This is a genomic window from Fibrobacter sp. UBA4297 (assembly GCF_002394865.1).
GTDB lineage: Bacteria > Fibrobacterota > Fibrobacteria > Fibrobacterales > Fibrobacteraceae > Fibrobacter.
Genome location: NZ_DGUZ01000021.1, coordinates 22,615 through 40,737, shown reverse-complemented (window position 1 = coordinate 40,737; position 18,123 = coordinate 22,615). Strand labels below are relative to the sequence as shown.

Here is an 18,123-nt window from a genome sequence, read left to right as displayed (position 1 = left end):
ACATAGAACATAGAACATAGAACATCTCTCTTACCTTTAAGTATTTCTAAGCTCTGCCGACTGCGTCGTAGGTGCTAGTATGCGCCGTCGCCCTTGAACACGACCTTGAACGTCTTGAGGATGAGCTTGAAGTCATCGACTAGCTTTCCGTCTCGGCGGATGTAGTCGTTGTCGAGGCGCATCTGTCCTTCGAATGGAATATTGCTGCGGCCGCTGACCTGCCAAATGCAGGTGAGTCCCGGAGTCACGGAAAGACGCATGCGGTGCCACGGTTCGTATTCGGCCACTTCGGACGGAATAGGCGGGCGAGGTCCGACAATGGACATATCGCCTTTGAGAATGTTGATGAGCTGCGGCAGTTCGTCGAGGCTGAACTTGCGGAGGACATGACCGAACGGGTAAATGCGAGGGTCGTTCTTCATCTTGAAGGTCTTGCCGCCAGTTTCGTTCATGGCCATAAGTTCTTTTTTGCGTTCTTCGGCGTCAGCGTACATGCTGCGGAACTTGTACATGGTGAACAACGCGCCGTTCTTGCCTACGCGCGTCTGCTTGAAAATAATAGGACCTTTCGGGTCGCTGATTTTTACGGCGAGTGCGCAGAATAGAAGAAGCGGGGAAAGTACAATCAATGCTGCGGATGTGCAGGTGACGTCCACAATTCTCTTGATGATGTGCCTGAAGCGAATCTTGTGCGGGTGCACCCAGATGTCAGAAAGGTTCAAACGGTTGAGCGTGAAGAAACTTCCGTTGGTGCTGTTGAATTCCTTCAGCTTGTCATCCATTTCAAGGTTGTCCTTTTCCTGGTAGCCGGTGTAAAGGTATGCTTGGAAAATCGGAGCCTTGGGCTTGTGACGGAGCGCCTGGATAAGGCCTGCGTCGTTGAGCTTGTGTAGGATTTCTTTACGGATGTTTTCAAGCGTACTCATGTCGGAATTCAAAAGAATGATGCCGATACCGCTATTGTCGGAGAGGTACCCTAGCACGTCAATGAATCGCAGGTGCGAGAACATTGTAAGTACGCTAATTTTCCAAGTGTTTTCGACAATCTTCGAAGGGCGGCCCCAACCAAGCATGTCGAACTGGTGCGAATAAATTTTGATGAACAGGAATGGCTTGCGTGTTCGGTTGGCGCGGAGAAATTCCTCGTTCAACCTAGCCTTGAAGAGTCGGGCTGGGTAAACGATATTCTTTAGCTTTTGTTCGTTTAGAATCGAACCAATTGTCGGATTGATGTTTTCCTGTTCCATGTGCCTAAATATATAAAAATGGGGATTGCTTTTTTTGGGTGCCATTTTTTAAGCGTTGTAAATCAATGTTTGCAATACGGACTTTTTTTATTAGATTTTTCATAGAAGGATAGAAAATGATATTTAAGCTTTTAGGGGCAATTGTCTTTGCGGTAATTTTTGCGGGATGCCAATCGGATGGGGGACCAACCGAGGTTTTGCCGTATTCGGGAATGCAGAGGCAAATGTTGCTTGTCGAGGGGTCCAAGGATACTGTTATACTGGGCACAAATAAGAACGGTGCCAAAATAGACGAATCTCCGGAAATGGAAGTCTTGCTCGACTATGATTATTGGGTGGACGTCCATAAGGTAACTTGTGGTGAATTTAAGTCGGTCATTGATGAATCGGTTGTTGAAAATCGCATCGATTGTGGCCCGGATAGCTTGCCTGTTGTCAATGTGACTTTTTTTGATGCCGTTCTCTTTGCGAATGAAAAAAGTAAAACAGAAAATTTGGATACTGTCTATGAATATTCTAGCGCGGAATTTGATAAAGATGGACATTGCGTGAATCTTGCAGGTTTCTCGTTCCATCTTGATAGGAGCGGTTTTAGGCTTCCGACCGAAGCGGAATGGGTTAAGGTAGCTTCTCAAAATAATTGCTATGCAGGCACGTCTAGTACAAATGATGTCAATGAATGTATTATCAAGGGCGTAATTCCCGATGTTGCTTTTTTGGACAAAGTCGAAAATTTTTTGGTGACAATACGGGGTGCATGAAGTTCTTTTTGTGGCGGACAGTACTGGAAAACTTATTCAAAGTGTAAAAGCGCCTTATGGCTATGCTTTTGATCATCCTGAATGGGTGATTGGGCACGTGAACCAGAATGTCGTGTCGTCCGTCTTGAGGCTCCTGAAATCATTGAACGTTTAAATGGGCTGACCCAGAAATACAGCAATTTCACGTTCTTTGACCAGCACAAGATGGGGAAACACGATTATCTGAAAGGCATGAATTACGATGATGACCACCTCTGTCGTGCGGGTGCCGAGCAAATAACCCACCGTCTGGATTCCCTGTTGAAAACATTGGACTGATTTTTTCTACATTATAGCGCGTAAAATTTAAAATGGAGACGCTATATGTTGCGTATTGGTTTAATTGGCACGGGTACCGTTGGTGGTGGTGTCATTCAGATTCTTGAACAGAAGATTGCCGAATATAAGGAAAAGCTTGGCGTTGAGTTGGAACTCTCCTGCATTTGCGCCAAGTCCGAAGAAGAAGTGGCCCCGTACAAGGCCAAGGGCTACAAGGTCTCGACCAATGCCGACGAAATGATTGCTGGCGACGATATTGACGTGCTCGTGGAACTCGCCGGTGGCTACAACATGCCGCGCAAGTGGATTCTCGCTGCTCTCGAAAGCGGTAAGCACGTGGTGACGGCCAACAAGGCTCTCCTCGCCAAGTACGGTCACGAAATTTTCCCGCTTGCTGCTAAGAAGGGCTTGCATGTCCTGTTCGAAGCTGCTGTTGGCGGTGGCATTCCTATTATCCGTAGCCTGCAGGAAGGTTTCGTTGGCTCTACGGTCGAAAGCCTGAGCTGCATCATTAACGGTACTTGCAACTACATCTTGAGCCGCATGGCCGAAGAAGGTCTCGACTTCGACGTCGTCCTGAAGGATGCACAGAAACTCGGCTTTGCCGAAGCAGACCCGACTTTCGATATCGAAGGTATCGACTCCGCCCACAAGACGGCCCTCCTTGCTAGCCTTTGCAGTGGCAAGCGCGTGGACTTCGAAAAGATCCACGTCACCGGTATTTCCAAGATTACCGCCCAGGATATCGCATTTGCTAAGGAACTTGGCTGCTGCGTGAAGCTCCTCGGTATCTACCACCGTGACGGTGACCGCGTGGACGCCCGCGTCCATCCGTGCTTTGTCCCGAACACGAACTTGCTCTCTAACGTGAACGGCGTCATCAATGCTGTTTACCTCAAGTGCGACAACCTCGGCGAAACGGTCCAGACTGGAGCCGGTGCAGGCCGCCTTCCGACCGCATCTGCAGTCGTGGCCGACCTTGTGAGCCTCGCTCGTTCTACCGACCAGGGCAGCCGCAAGGCACTCCCGATGGGCTGGTTCAACGTCGAAAACTCTGCAACGCTCGTTCCTATCTCCGAAACTAGCGCCCGCTACTACCTCCGCTTCACGTCCCGTGACGCTTGCGGTGTGCTCGCCAAGATTACGAAGATCCTTGCAGACAACAACATCTCTATCGAAACGATTATCCAGAAGAACGTGAACGACCCGGGCAAGGTGTCCATCGTCGTGATTACGGAAAAGACTCTCGATAGTAAGCTTTCCAAGGCTGTCGATGCTGTGAATTCTCTTTCCGAAATCGTTGAGAAGAGCCAGGTCATCCGCTTCCTCGCTTAATTAAAGGTCGTATATGATTCGCGCAACTACTATGGAACGAATTCTCTTAATCCTCTCGGATTTTGCAGCTTTGTCGATTTGCTTCGCCTTGGCGTTTTGGGTTCAGTTCCATAGTGGCCTTATCGTAGACAAGTTCGACCCGAGCAAGACGTTCGCTAGCTATTGGCAGTACGGGCTTGTCTTGAATATTGGGTGGCTTACCTTGTTTGCCTTTGCCGGATTGTATCGTTCCTGGCTTTTGTTATCAAGAACACACCAGGTGCTGCGTGTTCTTCGCGCTGTTGTAATCGGTGTGGTCTTGATTATAGTTTGTCTATTCGGTGCCGAGTTCATGGGGAAGGTCTTTACGAACCAGCCGCTCAATGAAGGCTACCTCTATGGCTCCCGGTTCCCGTGGATTTTTATTTACGGCGGACTTGCAATTATGCTTGTCGCCCTGTTCCGTATGCTCATCTATGTCTTCTTGCGGGCTTTGCTCCGTAAGGGCTATGGGGCGAACAACATCCTCGTGCTTGGCGCTACTGAAGCGGGTAAAAAGATTGCCCGTGACTTGGCGAGGACTCCGGCTCGTGGTCAGCGTGTTGTCGGCTTTGTCGATGAACGCTACCAGGTCTTGCCGAAAAAGTTTGCGAAGGTTCCTGTTCTCGGCAAGTATTCTGATTTGCCTGCACTTGTCAAGAAGTACAAGGTGAGTGGCATTATCATTGCGCACGAAAGTACGTCTCCGCAAGAGATTATGCGCGTGCTCGTCTGGGTTTGTGAACTCCCGCTCCATATTTACATTGTTCCTGAATTGTATAGCGTTGTGAATGGACGCTTTAAGGCGAACCTTGTTTACGGTTTTGAGCTGCAGGAACTTTTTGCGTTTACAATGCCGCCTTGGCAGGTTCGCGTCAAGCGCATTATCGATATTGCTTTTGGTTTGTTCCTCGGGCTTTTGTCGCTCCCGGTTTGCCTATTTGCAGCCATTGCAATCAAGCTCGATGACCATGGTCCGGTTTTCTATTCGCAGGAACGTATTGGTCTTTATGGCAAGCCGTTTACGGTCTACAAGTTCCGCACGATGCGTACCGATGCCGAAAAGTTCGGTGCCCAGTGGGCGACCAAGAAGGACCCGCGCATTACACGAATTGGCCGCTTCTTGCGCAAGACCCGCATTGATGAACTTCCGCAGATTCTTTGTGTTTTGAAAGGCGACATGAGCATGGTGGGCCCGCGTCCGGAACGTGCCGTGTTTATTGGTAAGCTCCGTGAACAGATTCCGTTCTACATCAGCCGCCTCAAGATGAAACCGGGCCTCACGGGCTGGGCTCAGGTTTGCCACCATTACGATACGAGCATCGAAGACGTGCAAATCAAGCTCCAGTACGATATGTACTATTACGAGAATATGAGCTTGCTTTTGGACTTCCAGATTCTTGTACGAACAGTTTACGTTGTTTTAACCGGAAAAGGCGCACAGTAATGTACGGCGATAATTCTACTCCAGTATTCCCAACCGAAGATGCTTTGACCATGATCCGCCTCGCGCTTGCCGAGGACGTTCGCACGGGCGATGTGACCAGCGAATGGACCATCCCTGCAGACCAGAAACAGCATGCCCGCCTCATCGCAAAAGAAGATGGCGTGCTCGCCGGCCTTCCGATTATCGAACTCGTGTTTCAGGAACTCAAGGCAAATGCCAAGGTGACGCTCCACAAGAAAGATGGCGACGTTGTGAAGAAGGGCGACTTGATTGCTGAACTCGATGGCACGACGCACGAACTTTTGACGGGCGAGCGCACGCTCCTGAACTTCATCCAGCAACTTTCCGGTGTGGCAACGGTTGCCCACACGTTCCAGGAAGCTTTGAAGGGCGGCAAGACCAAGGTGCTCGATACCCGCAAGACGATTCCGGGATTCCGCACTTTGCAGAAGTACGCCGTTCGCGTCGGTGGCGGTTCCAACCACCGCATGGGCCTCTTCGACATGGTGCTCGTGAAGGACAACCACATTGCGGCTGCCGGTGGCGTTCTCGAAGCTCTTGAAGTCGTCAAGAAGAACAACAAGCAGGGCTTGATGGTCGAAATGGAAGTCGAAAACTTCGACCAGCTCCGTGCACTCCTCAACAAGGGTGTCGATGTCATCATGCTCGACAACATGAGCAACGAAATGATGGCCGAAGCCTTGAAGATTATCAAGGAAAGTGGCGACAAGTGCCTCGTGGAAGGTTCTGGCAACATGACTCTCGAACGCGCGAAGCAGATTGCAACGCTCGGTCTCGACTTCATCTCTGTCGGTGCCCTCACGCATAGCGTCAAGGCCCTCGACATCTCAATGAGAATTTAATTCGAATTTGTTATGGCGGGCGTTGCCCCGCCATCTAGCTGTCATGCTTACAGCAGAATTGTCATGCCCGCCACCGAGCGGGCATCTCCTTTATTATTCTCCTTTACTATATTTCCACTATACAGACGCTTTATGGGAGTTTTTATGCGTTGTTTAGTTACTGGTGGTGCTGGATTCTTAGGAAGTCATCTTTGCGAAAGACTTTTGAATGACGGTCACGAAGTCATTTGCCTAGACAATTACTTCACAGGCCGTATGGCTAACGTTGCCCACCTGCGCGACAACCGCAACTTTGAACTCATCCGTCACGATGTGACCGAACCGATTCTTTTGGAAGTGGACCGCATTTTCAATTTGGCATGCCCAGCAAGCCCGATCCATTACCAGTTCAACCCGGTAAAGACCATCAAGACAAGCGTCATGGGTGCTATCAACATGCTCGGTCTCGCAAAGCGCGTGAAAGCCCGCATCTTACAGGCGAGTACCAGCGAGGTTTATGGTGACCCGGCTGTACACCCGCAGACCGAAGACTACTGGGGAAACGTGAACCCCATCGGCATCCGTAGCTGCTATGACGAAGGCAAGCGCGTCGCCGAAACGCTCTTCATGGATTACCACCGTCAGAACAAGGTCGATATCCGCATCGTCCGCATTTTCAATACGTACGGCCCGCGCATGCTCCCGAACGACGGTCGCGTCGTTTCGAACTTTATCGTCCAGGCGCTCAATGGCGAAGACCTCACCATCTACGGTGACGGCAGCCAGACCCGCAGTTTCTGCTACGTGGACGACCTCATCGAAGGCTTTGTCCGCATGATGAACCAGGACAAGATTATCGGACCGGTGAACATCGGCAATCCTGGCGAATTTACGATGCTCGAACTCGCCAAGGAAGTGCTTGAACTCACGGGTTCCAAGAGCAAGATTGTCTACAAGCCGCTCCCGGGTGACGATCCCAAAATGCGCCGTCCGGACATTACGCTTGCCAAGAGCGCTCTCAAGTGGGAACCGACAATTCCGCTCCGCCAGGGGCTCGAAAAGACAATCGTCTACTTCGATAACTTGCTTAAGTCGAAGTAACCATTTATCTTAAATATTTGACGTTCATTCTCTACTTTAGAGGAGCCGTCGAGACTCCTCTTTAATTTTTTCAATAAAGTCTTAACTTTGGTGTAAAAGAGAGAAATATGATCCGCAAATTATTGATGGTACTTTTGTTTTGTTCGTTCTATACTTGGGGTGAGGAATTAAATCCGGTGCCACAAGGCGTCGTTCCTTTGTTTTCTATCCCCCCGCAGGAAACCCCTTACGATTCTGTCAATATCGGATACACCATTACCAACACGACATTTGCAGATACTCTCGAAAACGATGTCTTGAACAAGCCTAAAGAAGTTTATCCGTTTTTTGTCTTGGGCGAGGTGTTCGGTTTTAACGGCTTTATCTGGGCGTGGGACCGCTATGTTTTGGACAAAAGTTACGCGCGCACGGGGCCGAAATACTGGAAACGCAATTTTAAGGAAGGATGGCAATGGGACCACAACCATTGGGCGATTAATTTTTATGGGCACCCGTATCAAGGGGCTACTTATTACAACTTTGCGCGTGGCGCGGGTTATGGCTTTTATGGTAGCCTCTTGTTTGCCGCCCTCGGTAGCTACACGTGGGAAATGTTTGCCGAGACGGAATACCCCTCCATCAATGACTTGATTGCAACTTCAATTGGCGGCGCTGTCTATGGCGAAGTCCTTTACAGGCTCTCGCGAAAACTTTATGGCGTTGATGAATCTCCCTGGTACAATCAGGTTGGCGCGTTTGGAATGGCGCATTCTGCTTACTTACAAAGGAAAATGTTCGGCAACCGCGATGTCTTTACGGGCAACACGCCGATGGATTTCTCTATTTTCTTGGGAACGGGCTCGCATTTCGGGAATATCTATCGCTACGGTGGCCGCAATGAGGATGATTTGGACCAACGCTGGGACGATAAGCATGTCATGTATGGCGCCGAAATTGAATATGGCAAGCCGTTCCGGAAGGTCAAGCGACCGTTTGATTATTTTACTTTGCTCACTCGCGGTGAAGTTGGTCCCGATGGGACGCTTTTTCAGCTTGATGTGACGGGGAAACTCACGAACGCCGGTGTGCATGGCCGTGGCCACTGGGTGGATTTTGCAACGTATTTAGACTATTGTACGTTTTATGGCGACTTCGCAACGGTCGGTACAATCTCTATCGGTACGGGTATTGACTTTTCACTTTGGCTTTTGCCTAAGTTGCGGTTCCGCATGTACCACCAGATTTATTTCATTTTGCTCGGCACGACGGATATGGGCTATGACGACTTGATTCGTGAGGTGCATCCAGAATATGAATCGGACATGGACAATTACCAGTACAATATGGGGGCAAAGTACGTGCTTGGGGTTGAAGTCTCAATCGGGAAAAAGTTCCGGTTCAAAAACAAGATGATAGTCGATGTGCTGCATACGATTCCGGGCTCGTTACCGCACTATGGTGCTGATGGCTGGGATATGTTGCTGATGAACTATACCTCGGCAGAATACGATTTGACAAATAAAATTGCGTTGGGCGGTCGTTTTGATACCTATGCCAAGGTTGCCGCTTATTCCTCGGAATTTTTTGAACCCATGAGTCGCGGCGTATTTGCATACACTCTGTACTTCTGCTACAAACTGTTTTAAAAATCTAGCCTTCTTGTTGTTACTGTCTTTTGTCGTCCCGGACTTGTTCTCTTTGACCACTTAGAGCTTCAGCTCTTATGTGGTCATGATCCGCGAATGGGGACGGAGCGGAATCGCCATCTTGTAATAAAAAATTACTTCCTTCATCAATAATTGACATTCATTCTACTTTTTACTAAGATATCAATATAATGAATGACCTTCCTTTTCATAAAAATGCGAATATCCGCACTGCGGATTTTTCGATGCTGAATTTTTTGCGTCAAGCAAACGTGTTGCCCGATAAAATTGCCATGTTTACCAGTCTTAAGGAATTCGGGCTTGAAAATTATGTAAAAGTCCAGGCGGCAGTGCTCCTCTTGGTGAAACGCGGTTCCGTGGACGTTGAACTTGACCTTAAAACCTACCACCTCGAAGCGGGCGCCTTGTTTGTCGTGTTCCCGGAACAGGTGCTGCGTGCCAAGAATGCTTCTGCCGATTTTGACCCGGAGTGCATTGCTTGCTCCAAGAATATGATTGATGAATTGATCATTCGCTTTGATGACAATACGCGATTGATTTTAAGGTTCCGTGAAAATCCGCTGCAGCATCTCGACAAGGGAAAGTTTGAACAACTGAATTCAAGCTTTGAATTTTTGAAGAAAAAGTTTGAAACGACGGAAACCAGCGCTTGCCGCTTGCAAGTTCTCAAGAATCATCTGATAGGACTTTTGTACGAATGCATCGGCTTTGTCGAAGAACCGATTACGACGGATGTCGTCAAGAGCCGTGGCCAGGTGCTGTTCTCGCAGTTCATTGACCTTGTCGTCGAAAAGCATCGCGAACAACATTCCGTGAAATTCTATGCCGATGAACTTGGGATTACGCCGAAGTACCTCTCAGCCGTTGCCGAAGAGCAGACTGGTAAAAATGCCAAGCGCTGGATAGACGAGCATATCGCTCTCGATGCAAAGGTGCTGTTGCGCTCGTCGTCCCGAGACATCCAGAAAGTCTCCAAAATTCTGAACTTCCCGGACGTTTCTTTCTTTGGAAAATTCTTCAAGCGCCTCGTCGGAGTCTCGCCCAAAGCCTACCGCAAAACCGCTGAATAAGTTAGCTAAACCAATGTTGTCATGCCCGGCCTCGACCGGGCATCTCCTTTATTTACGATAATTTAACAGATTGTCTATAATCAATCTCCTTCGTATGTTGTAATTTGCAGGAAGAATAATTTTAAATTGCGATCTGATTATGAAATTCCGAAAAGTCATCTTATTCACATTGCTTTTTGCTTCACTTTTCTTCTTCGTCGCCTGCGACAAAGAAGTTTTCTCGCGTAAAGAATATTACGATAGTGGTGAAATAGAGTCTATAACAACATTAGATCAGAATGGCAAAGAGGATAAGTTTATCTCGTATTACAATAATGGGAAAATAAAACAAAAAGGACAATATAAAGCAGGTCGAAAAGAAGGCCCCTGGAAAACATGGCACGAAAATGGAAAATTAAAATTAGATGAATACTATAAAATTGGTCTTATAGAGGGACTATTGAAAAAATGGTTTGCAAATGGACAATTGCAATTAGAGTGTATGTATAAAATCGGTATTTTGGATGGCATTTGGAATGAGTGGTATGATAGTGGAGTGAAGGCTATAGAAGGGACTTATGATGATGGAAAAAGGAAAGGAACCTGGAAAACGTGGTATGGCGATGGTACATTGAAGGATGAAAAGCTATATGAAGAAAAAGAAAGGTTAGGATTATGGAAATCTTGGTTTCCAAATGGCCAAATCATGTTCGAAAAATATTATGCAAATGGTCTGATGGATGGTGTTTGGAAAGAATGGAATAGTAATGGACAACTGTTGTCAGAAAAGAAATATAAAGCAGGAACATGTGATGGTGTTTGGAAAGAGTGGTTTGAAAATGGCCAGTTGAAAACAGAAAGACATTACAAGGATGGCGCTTTAGACGGTGCCAAGAGGGAATGGTTTGAAAATGGTCAGTTGAAAACGGCAGAGTATTATAAATCGGGTGAGCCTAATGGCGTGTGGAAAGTATGGTATAAAAATGGTCAATTGGCGTCTGAAATAAATTACAAATTCGGTAACATGGATGGCTTATGGAAATCTTGGTATGAAAACGGGAAAATGGAACTTGTCGAATATTATAAATCAGGTGAACCTAATGGCGTATGGCAATCTTGGTATCCAAATGGACGATTGAAATCTGAGGCATATTACAAGCACGGAAACAAGGAAGGTTCTTGGAAAGAATTGTATGAAAATGGACGATTAAAAGAGCTTACGTCGTATAAATCCGATATGAAAAATGGTGTATTCAAATCTTGGTCTAGAGATGGACAATTGGAATGGATCAAAAATTATAAAGCAGATATGCTTGATGGTGTTTCGAAACAGTTCCGTTCAAATGGAAAAGTGGCGTATGAAACTACTTATAAATTAGACAAACTCGATGGTCTCTGGAGAGAATTCTATGAAAGCGGAGAGTTGAAGAAAGAAGGTAACTATGAAGTGGGATCGTTGGATGGCGTTTGGAAGGAATTTTATAAAAATGGACAAGTTTCGCTGATCGGACAATATTTATTTGGTAGGAAGGCTGGTATATGGAAAGAATTTTATGAAAGCGGACAATTGAAAAGAGAAGGTAAATACGTAGCGGGTGAGTTAAATGGCGTCTGGAAGGGATGGCGCCCAGATGGAAAAATTGCTTTTGAAGGATCTTATACTTCTGACGGTAAAGATGGTTTGTGGCGCGTATGGTATAAAAGCGGAGGAGTTGCTATCGAAGGGTTTTATAAATCGCACGCCAAAGATGGCCTTTGGAAAGTCTATCTTGAAAATGGTCAATTGGCGTTTGAAGGCTCTTACGAAAATGGCAAACCCAAAGGAATTTGGAAAGAATGGCTTAAAAATGGACAACTGAAAAGAGAGTTTGATTATGATGCAGTAAAGAGAAATTTTGGAAACGAAAGATTTGCAAATAATCAATCGAAAACCGCAAAACATCAAATAGAAAATAATCAAGTGGTGATGCCTTTGAATGTTGTAAACGAAGAATTTTATCGAAATGAAAAAAAGATTAGGCCTCGTCCGATGCGAAAAAAAAATAATGAGTAATAAACCAATGGGCTCAAAGGAACGTAGGACAAAAGATAAATTAATGAATGTTTTACCATGGAACTTTTACCCATCCACCTTATTCAAATTAGAAGAATGAGTGTCTTTAAATTACAGTCTAATTATGAAACTAAAACTATATCTCTCGATTGCAATCCTTATCGGCTACAGCTTATTCCTTGCTGCAACCTATAATAATGTACGTAAGGAATACGATGATGGCGAAATAAAATCTATAACAACGTATCGTTGGAATGCTAAAAATGGTAGGTTTATCAGCTACCACAGTAATGGTCTTGTCGAAGAAGAAGGTCAATATAAATATGATAGCCTTGACGGAATATGGAAAAAGTGGAGCTTTGAAGGAAGATTGCTAGAAGAAAAAAGTTATAAAGCCGGTCACCGCGATGGCGTATGGAAAATGTGGGATATATATGGAAATTTGCAAAGGGAGGAACAATATAAAGATGGCGAACTTGATGGCGTGTGGCGTTCGTGGAATGAAAAAAATGTCTTAGAAACCGAAGGCTTCTATAAATTAGGCAAAAAAGAAGGTCTATGGAAGATGAGGTACGGAAATGGAATATTGAAAGAAGAAGGACTTTATAAGGACGGTAAACGCGAAGGTCTATGGAAAGAATGGTTTTCGAATGGACTATTGGAGTCTGAAGGATACTATAAAGAAGGTCGTAGAGAAGGCGTTTGGAAAATGTGGCCTCAAAAAAACATATTGTGGCCGCTAAGTGGAAATACGAGGTGGAGAAAAATTGGTGCCTATAAATCTGGTGTGAAAGATGGCACTTGGAAATTATGGGATGATGATGATAAATTGATAAGAGAGATAAACTATAAGGATGGTATTCTTGACGGTGTATGGAAATCTTGGTATGAAAACGGACAATTAGAATCGGAAGGAATCTATAAACTTGATGAACCGGAAGGAATCTGGAAATCATGGTATAAAAATGGAAAGTTACAGGCTGAAGGTTGTTTTAAAACGGGTTTACTGATTTCTTATAAAAGTTGGTTTAAAAATGGAAATCAAGAAATGGTGGAATATTTTAAGGGGAAAAAAAGCTATAAAGAATTTTATTTAGGATGCTTATATCGTGCAAAACTCAATTTGAATCTTCCTATTTATTGTGATGATGAATTTATTCGTGATGGCGAGTATCAAGAATGGTATGAAAACGGTAAAATGAAAGAATTTGGAAACTATAAATTCGGTAAGCAAGATGGTCTCTGGAAATCATGGTATAAAAACGGAAAGTTGCAAGAAATGGGAACATATAAAGATGGTTACAAAGATGGCGTATGGAAAACTTGGTGTGAAAATGGAAAATTGGAATCGACTTGGCAATATGATGCAGAAGTGGAAAAAAGACCAAAGAAATATTTGGGGGGGCTTTCTAGGCCCCATAAGATAAAAATGTAGTCATTCCCGCGCCTGCCCTCGCGCCTGTCCTCGCTTGACGGGGATGACGGGGAAAGGCGGGAATCTCCTAAAAGAATTTATAAACTTGCAATAAACGACTTTGCCTATGAACCACAAAACTTTTATTTCCTTTATAATTCTTTTCTTCCTCGTCGCCTGTGGTGTCGAAGAGCATAAAAAATATTACGATAACGGTGTATTAAAATTCGTTACAACTTTTTCTAAAAATGGCATGGATGGCAAATACATATCGTTTTATGAAAATGGAAATCAAAAAGAAGTTCGTCAATATAAGGATGGTGTGCCGAGTGGAACTTGGAAGTGGTGGCTTGAGAATGGACAACTAAAAGAAGAAAGATTGTATGGAAACGGTGTGCAAAATTTTGAGAGGAAAGAATGGAATGACGATGGAAAACTTGTCTTAGAAGAGAACTATAAAAATTGTATTAAAGATGGTGCTTGGAAGGAATGGTATGCAAACGGAAAAATAAAACAGGACGGCTTTTATAAAGCCGGAAAAATGGAGGGTGTGTGGAAATCGTGGCGCGAAAATGGGCTTTTGTGGTATGAAGAGAATTATAAGTCTGGTAGGCTTGATGGAATTTCGAAAGTATGGTATGAAAATGGAAACTTGAAAGAAGAATCGAACTATAAAGCTGGCGAACAAAATGGCTATACCAAATGGTGGCATCCAAATGGACAATTAAGAGTAGTTGAATTTTATAAAGATGATAGGAGAGTTGAGGAAGATTCATCAATATCATGGCATGCAAACGGGAATGTGGCTAGCAAAAAAATTTGTAAAGAAACAAATTGCGTGTATCAAGAATGGCATGAAAATGGAAAACTTGAAGAAGAGGGGAATTATAAATATGGTAAGAAAGAAGGAATTTGGAAAACTTGGCATAATAATGGCCAGCTTGCAGGCATACGAAAGTTTAAATCAGGTGAAACGGATGGACCTTACAGATTTTGGCATAAAAATGGAATGGTAGCATATGTAGGAACTTATAAGAACGGAATGGAAGTGGGAACATCAAAAGGATGGCATTCTAATGGTCGTCTGAAAGCAATAGGGTTTTACAAAAATGGAGATAAGGTGGGAACATGGAAAGAATGGTATTCGAATGGCCGACTGAAATCAATAGATTTTTATAAAAAAGGCGAAAAAAGCGGAATCCATAAAGAATTGTATGAGAATGGAAAATTGAAAGAACTTGGTTTTTATAAAAATGGTGAGAAAAATGGATGCTGGAAATCTTGGAACGAAAAAGGGCTTTTGATAGAAGAAGCAAATTATGAGTTTGATAAGTTGAATGGAACTTGGAAATGTTGGTATGAAAATGGCCAATTGAAGGAAGATGGTTTTTACAGTTCAAGCAAAAAAATGCAACGCTGGAAATATTGGCATGAAAATGGTATGTTAAAGGAGGAAGGACGGTATCATTTAAACAGAAAGAGTGGTTGCTGGAAGTCTTGGAATGCAAACGGAGAATTGGAATCAGAATGGTGTTATGATGGAGGAACGAAATTAAGTAAAAGCGAATATAAAAAACGAATTAAAAAGTATCAAAATATGTCCTTAATACCAATTCAGTAACCGATAGGTGATATTTATTGGTAGGTCTGGAACGAAACTCATGTCATGGCGCTTGTCACCCCAGTCACTGTGCCGGGGACGGCATCTCCCAAAAGAAGTTTATAATTTGCAATAAACGATTGTTTCTATGAAAAACAAAACTTTCATCCTCTTCGCCATCCTCCTCTTCTCTCTCCTCGCGGCTTGTGTCGAGAAGCGCAAAGAGTATTATAGCGACGGTGTGCTTAAAGAGATAACGACGTATCGCAAAGGTGTTAAAGATGGCCCGTACATCTCGTATTATAGAGATGGAAAAAAACAAAAAGAAGGCTTATATAAAGATGACAAGCAAGATGGAGTTTGGAGAGAATGGCACGAAAATGGGCGCTTGGCATTTGAAGGTTTTTATTATGCAGGGATGCGTGACAGTGTCTGGAAATGGTGGCATAGCAATGGACAATTGTCGAAAGAAGAGTTCTATAAAGGTAAAATTTATAGTTATTGGGTGCAGAATTGTCGAAAAATTTCGGACTGCAAAGAAAACTTTATTCGTGATAGCGTGAGCCGGGAGTGGTATGAAAACGGGGTGTTAGAATCGGAAAACCATTATAAAGATGGTGTGCAATTAGGTGTTAGTAGGAAATGGAATCGTGATGGCTGTTTGTCTGTTGAAGGGCATTTCAAAGAAGGAAAAAAAGACAGCATTTGGAACACGTGGTCTAATGGATATTTGTTTTCGGAAGCAAGTTATAAACTAGGCCAAAGAGATGGAACTTGGAAAATGTGGAATGTTATAAATGGGCAATTGCGAAGCGAACGAAAATACAAGTCTGACAAAAAAGAGGGGTCTTGGAAATCTTGGTATGAAAATGGACAACTAGAGACTGAATCTTTTTATATATCAGATAAACTTGATGGAACGAGTAAAAAATGGTTTAAAAACGGAAAACAGAAAGAAGAGAGTTTATACAAGTCGGGCTTGCTTGATGGTGCTTGGAAAGCGTGGTATGAAAATGGACAATTGAAAGATGAGCGATTCTATAAAAATGGTGAGTTTGATGGAATATGGACGGAGTGGTATAGCAATGGTTGCCTAAAATCGAAGGTTATTTACAAGGACGGTAAGCGTTATGGAACTTGGAAATGGTGGTACGAAAATGGAAAATTGCAATGGGAAGATAATTACGTATTAGACAGAGCTCATGGTGTATGGAAAAGGTGGTATAAAAGTGGAAAATTAAAATCCGTATTTTATTATAGAGACGGCAATTTAGAAGGTGTTCGGAAAGCGTGGCATGAGAATGGAAAAATCGCCGAGGAAGGACATTATAATGCAGGAAAACTGGATGGCGTTAGGAAAACGTGGCATAAAAACGGGCGCTTAAAGGCAGAAGAGTATTATGAAGATGACATGCCTGTTGGCGTTTGGAAAGTGTGGAATGAAAATGGAGAATTGAAAGAGGAAGAAACCTATAAAGATGGCTTTAAAACATCTGTTCTCGACAAAACCGTTGCTAGCGATGATGAACGCGGGCTAAAGAATGCTAGAAGACGTTCTGCTCCAATGGGACCTGCTATAATGAGAGTATGGAAAATTCCAGAAGATTCCCTGAAAATTCAGCAGTCTAGGAAATCTCGTCCTACAGGAACTTTAAGGACGATTCTGGAATTAGAAAAAAAATAAAATCTGAATGAATCTCTACACCTTCATCACATCGATTTGATTGACGATTGCAGTCACGGCTTCGATGTGCTTGTTGATGTTTGATATAATCACATCGTTGTCATTGGTCATATTAGGAATGCGCACGCCCGGGAACATCTCGTAAACTTGTTCGTGACTCTTGGGGTAGTTTCCGGTCGCAAGGAAATAAACACCGTAAAGCAATGGCAAGAGCGTCGGCATAGAACGCACGTAAATCACGTGCGGATTGCGTTCTTCCTTGAGGTAAAGGAATGCACGGCGCAAGTGCACGAGCAACCCGCGCAGTTCGCGTTCGCATTCGATGCGCAGTTCCGCGAGGTTCGGGTAAAAGTCTGCAAGCGGCGCTTCGCCACAAATCGTTACATTTCGGCTCTTGATATGCAAAAATTCCAGCGGGAACACGTCTTGTGAAGTCTTGATTTCGTAACGGGTAAACACATGGTTGAACTCGATGTTTTCACGCTTTGCCTTGGCTGTGAGCTTTTGCAGCGGGAGCAAGTCTTCGACGGAATTGGACTTTAGAATAAAGCTGACGGTCCACGTGGATTCCAGCGCAGAGAACCCTTCCATAAGGCAGTCGCCGTGAATGAACGCCGAAACGAGGTTGTCGCCGAGCGCTTCTTCAAAAAGCTTCGGCCATTCTGAATTCTGAAATTCTGCAACGCTTAAAATCTTTCTCATAAGGGAACCTCTAAATTACCAGCTTCCGCCGGAGCCGCCACCGCCAAAGCTGCCTCCTCCAAATCCACCGCCGAAGCCGCCCCCAAAGCCGCCTCCGCCAAAACCGCCAAAGCCCCCGCCGAAGCCGCCGCGGTGGTGGCCGCGACTGCTGTTGCTGAGCGCGTTTCCTAGCAGGAACCAAAGGCAACCGTTTCCGCGTCCGCCGCCGTTTTTCGAAACGAGCAAGAACAGAATCACGAAAATCACGAGTACTAGCCCAAACGGGTTGTTTTCTTCTTCTTGCGGAAGCTGGTCGGTGTTGACCTCAAGCGTAATGCCTTTTTCTTTAGCAACGATTTGCGCAATTTCCCAGGCGAGCGTTATGACTCCTTGGCCGTACTTTTCAACTCTAAATGCTGGGACAATTGTCTTTTGCTGGAGTCTTTCCACGAGCACGTCGGGCAAGTAACCTTCAGCGCCGTAGCCGACTTCGACACTGCGCTTGTGCTGTTTCATTGCCGCAAAAATCAAGACGCCTTCGTTCGATTTGCCGCCAATGCCCCAACTTTCGGCAATGTTCAAGGCATAATCTCTAAAGTCCGCAAAGCCAATGTCATGGATAAGCGCCACCGCAAGTCCAAAGCCAGCCTTCTTGTAAAGCTCTTCAGAAAGTGCGTTGATGAACTGCACTTCTTGCTTCGTGAGCAGGCGGTCTTCATCGTACACGTAACTGTTTTGCGGACGCTTTGGGAGCCCGGCCTTGTTTACGCGAAAACCTGCCGCAACAGGTATTGCGAGCAACAGAATGAACAGTATCGATAAAATTCTTTTTTTCATAGAAAAAAGCCGCCAAACAGCGGCTTTGTAAAGATACATTTATAAATTGTCTAAAATTGCATCTGTTGGTTTTGTGACCACGTGAATTCC

Annotated in this window: 13 protein-coding genes and 2 pseudogenes; 12 read left to right on the top strand and 3 right to left on the bottom strand. The window is 44.7% G+C overall.

Features of this window, described 5'->3' with window-relative positions:
- Positions 1–74: 74 nt before the first annotated feature.
- Positions 75–1,247 (bottom strand): sugar transferase, encoded by a 1,173-nt coding sequence (locus tag B3A20_RS12150; RefSeq protein ID WP_290765212.1) that lies wholly within the window; start codon positions 1,245–1,247, stop codon positions 75–77.
- A gap of 116 nt (positions 1,248–1,363) precedes the next feature.
- Here B3A20_RS12150 and B3A20_RS12145 point away from each other — a divergent pair.
- The 12 genes and pseudogenes from B3A20_RS12145 to B3A20_RS12090 all read left to right on the top strand — a co-directional run.
- Positions 1,364–1,882: pseudogene (locus tag B3A20_RS12145) on the top strand (SUMF1/EgtB/PvdO family nonheme iron enzyme); the annotation flags it as partial.
- A gap of 252 nt (positions 1,883–2,134) precedes the next feature.
- Positions 2,135–2,326: pseudogene (locus B3A20_RS12140) on the top strand (hypothetical protein); the annotation flags it as partial.
- A 45-nt stretch (positions 2,327–2,371) separates the two neighbouring features.
- On the top strand, positions 2,372–3,661 hold the full coding sequence (locus B3A20_RS12135; protein WP_290765205.1) for a homoserine dehydrogenase: 1,290 nt from the start codon (positions 2,372–2,374) through the stop codon (positions 3,659–3,661).
- Positions 3,662–3,692: 31 nt separating this feature from the next.
- Positions 3,693–5,126 (top strand): sugar transferase, encoded by a 1,434-nt coding sequence (locus B3A20_RS12130; protein WP_290765202.1) that lies wholly within the window; start codon positions 3,693–3,695, stop codon positions 5,124–5,126.
- Positions 5,126–5,989 (top strand): carboxylating nicotinate-nucleotide diphosphorylase, encoded by an 864-nt coding sequence (nadC, locus tag B3A20_RS12125; RefSeq protein ID WP_088630674.1) that lies wholly within the window; start codon positions 5,126–5,128, stop codon positions 5,987–5,989. The genes B3A20_RS12130 and nadC overlap by 1 nt, the downstream gene beginning before the upstream one ends.
- 144 nt (positions 5,990–6,133) lie before the next feature.
- The gene (locus B3A20_RS12120) at positions 6,134–7,069 is read left to right on the top strand and encodes a UDP-glucuronic acid decarboxylase family protein (RefSeq protein WP_014546896.1); all 936 of its coding nucleotides are present in this window, start codon (positions 6,134–6,136) and stop codon (positions 7,067–7,069) included.
- 107 nt (positions 7,070–7,176) lie between these two features.
- The gene (locus B3A20_RS12115; RefSeq protein WP_290765197.1) at positions 7,177–8,694 is read left to right on the top strand and encodes a DUF3943 domain-containing protein; all 1,518 of its coding nucleotides are present in this window, start codon (positions 7,177–7,179) and stop codon (positions 8,692–8,694) included.
- Between the two features lie 245 nt (positions 8,695–8,939).
- Positions 8,940–9,785 carry a helix-turn-helix domain-containing protein gene (locus B3A20_RS12110; protein WP_290765195.1) on the top strand — a complete coding sequence of 282 codons (846 nt, stop codon included), beginning with the start codon at positions 8,940–8,942 and terminating at the stop codon, positions 9,783–9,785.
- 139 nt (positions 9,786–9,924) lie between these two features.
- Complete coding sequence (locus tag B3A20_RS12105; protein WP_290765193.1) at positions 9,925–11,817, top strand: toxin-antitoxin system YwqK family antitoxin; 1,893 nt, start codon at positions 9,925–9,927, stop codon at positions 11,815–11,817.
- A 124-nt stretch (positions 11,818–11,941) separates the two neighbouring features.
- Positions 11,942–13,252, top strand: a complete 1,311-nt coding sequence (locus B3A20_RS12100) for a toxin-antitoxin system YwqK family antitoxin (protein WP_290765191.1) — start codon at positions 11,942–11,944, stop codon at positions 13,250–13,252.
- Positions 13,253–13,358: 106 nt separating this feature from the next.
- Positions 13,359–14,852, top strand: a complete 1,494-nt coding sequence (locus B3A20_RS12095; RefSeq protein ID WP_290765188.1) for a toxin-antitoxin system YwqK family antitoxin — start codon at positions 13,359–13,361, stop codon at positions 14,850–14,852.
- 127 nt (positions 14,853–14,979) lie between these two features.
- Positions 14,980–16,515 (top strand): toxin-antitoxin system YwqK family antitoxin, encoded by a 1,536-nt coding sequence (locus tag B3A20_RS12090; RefSeq protein WP_290765185.1) that lies wholly within the window; start codon positions 14,980–14,982, stop codon positions 16,513–16,515.
- Between the two features lie 15 nt (positions 16,516–16,530).
- Here B3A20_RS12090 and B3A20_RS12085 read toward each other — a convergent pair whose 3' ends face one another.
- Both B3A20_RS12085 and B3A20_RS12080 read right to left on the bottom strand, forming a co-directional pair.
- On the bottom strand, positions 16,531–17,217 hold the full coding sequence (locus tag B3A20_RS12085) for a hypothetical protein (RefSeq protein ID WP_290765182.1): 687 nt from the start codon (positions 17,215–17,217) through the stop codon (positions 16,531–16,533).
- A gap of 15 nt (positions 17,218–17,232) precedes the next feature.
- Positions 17,233–18,033 (bottom strand): TPM domain-containing protein, encoded by an 801-nt coding sequence (locus B3A20_RS12080; protein ID WP_290765180.1) that lies wholly within the window; start codon positions 18,031–18,033, stop codon positions 17,233–17,235.
- Between the last annotated feature and the right edge of the window lie 90 nt (positions 18,034–18,123).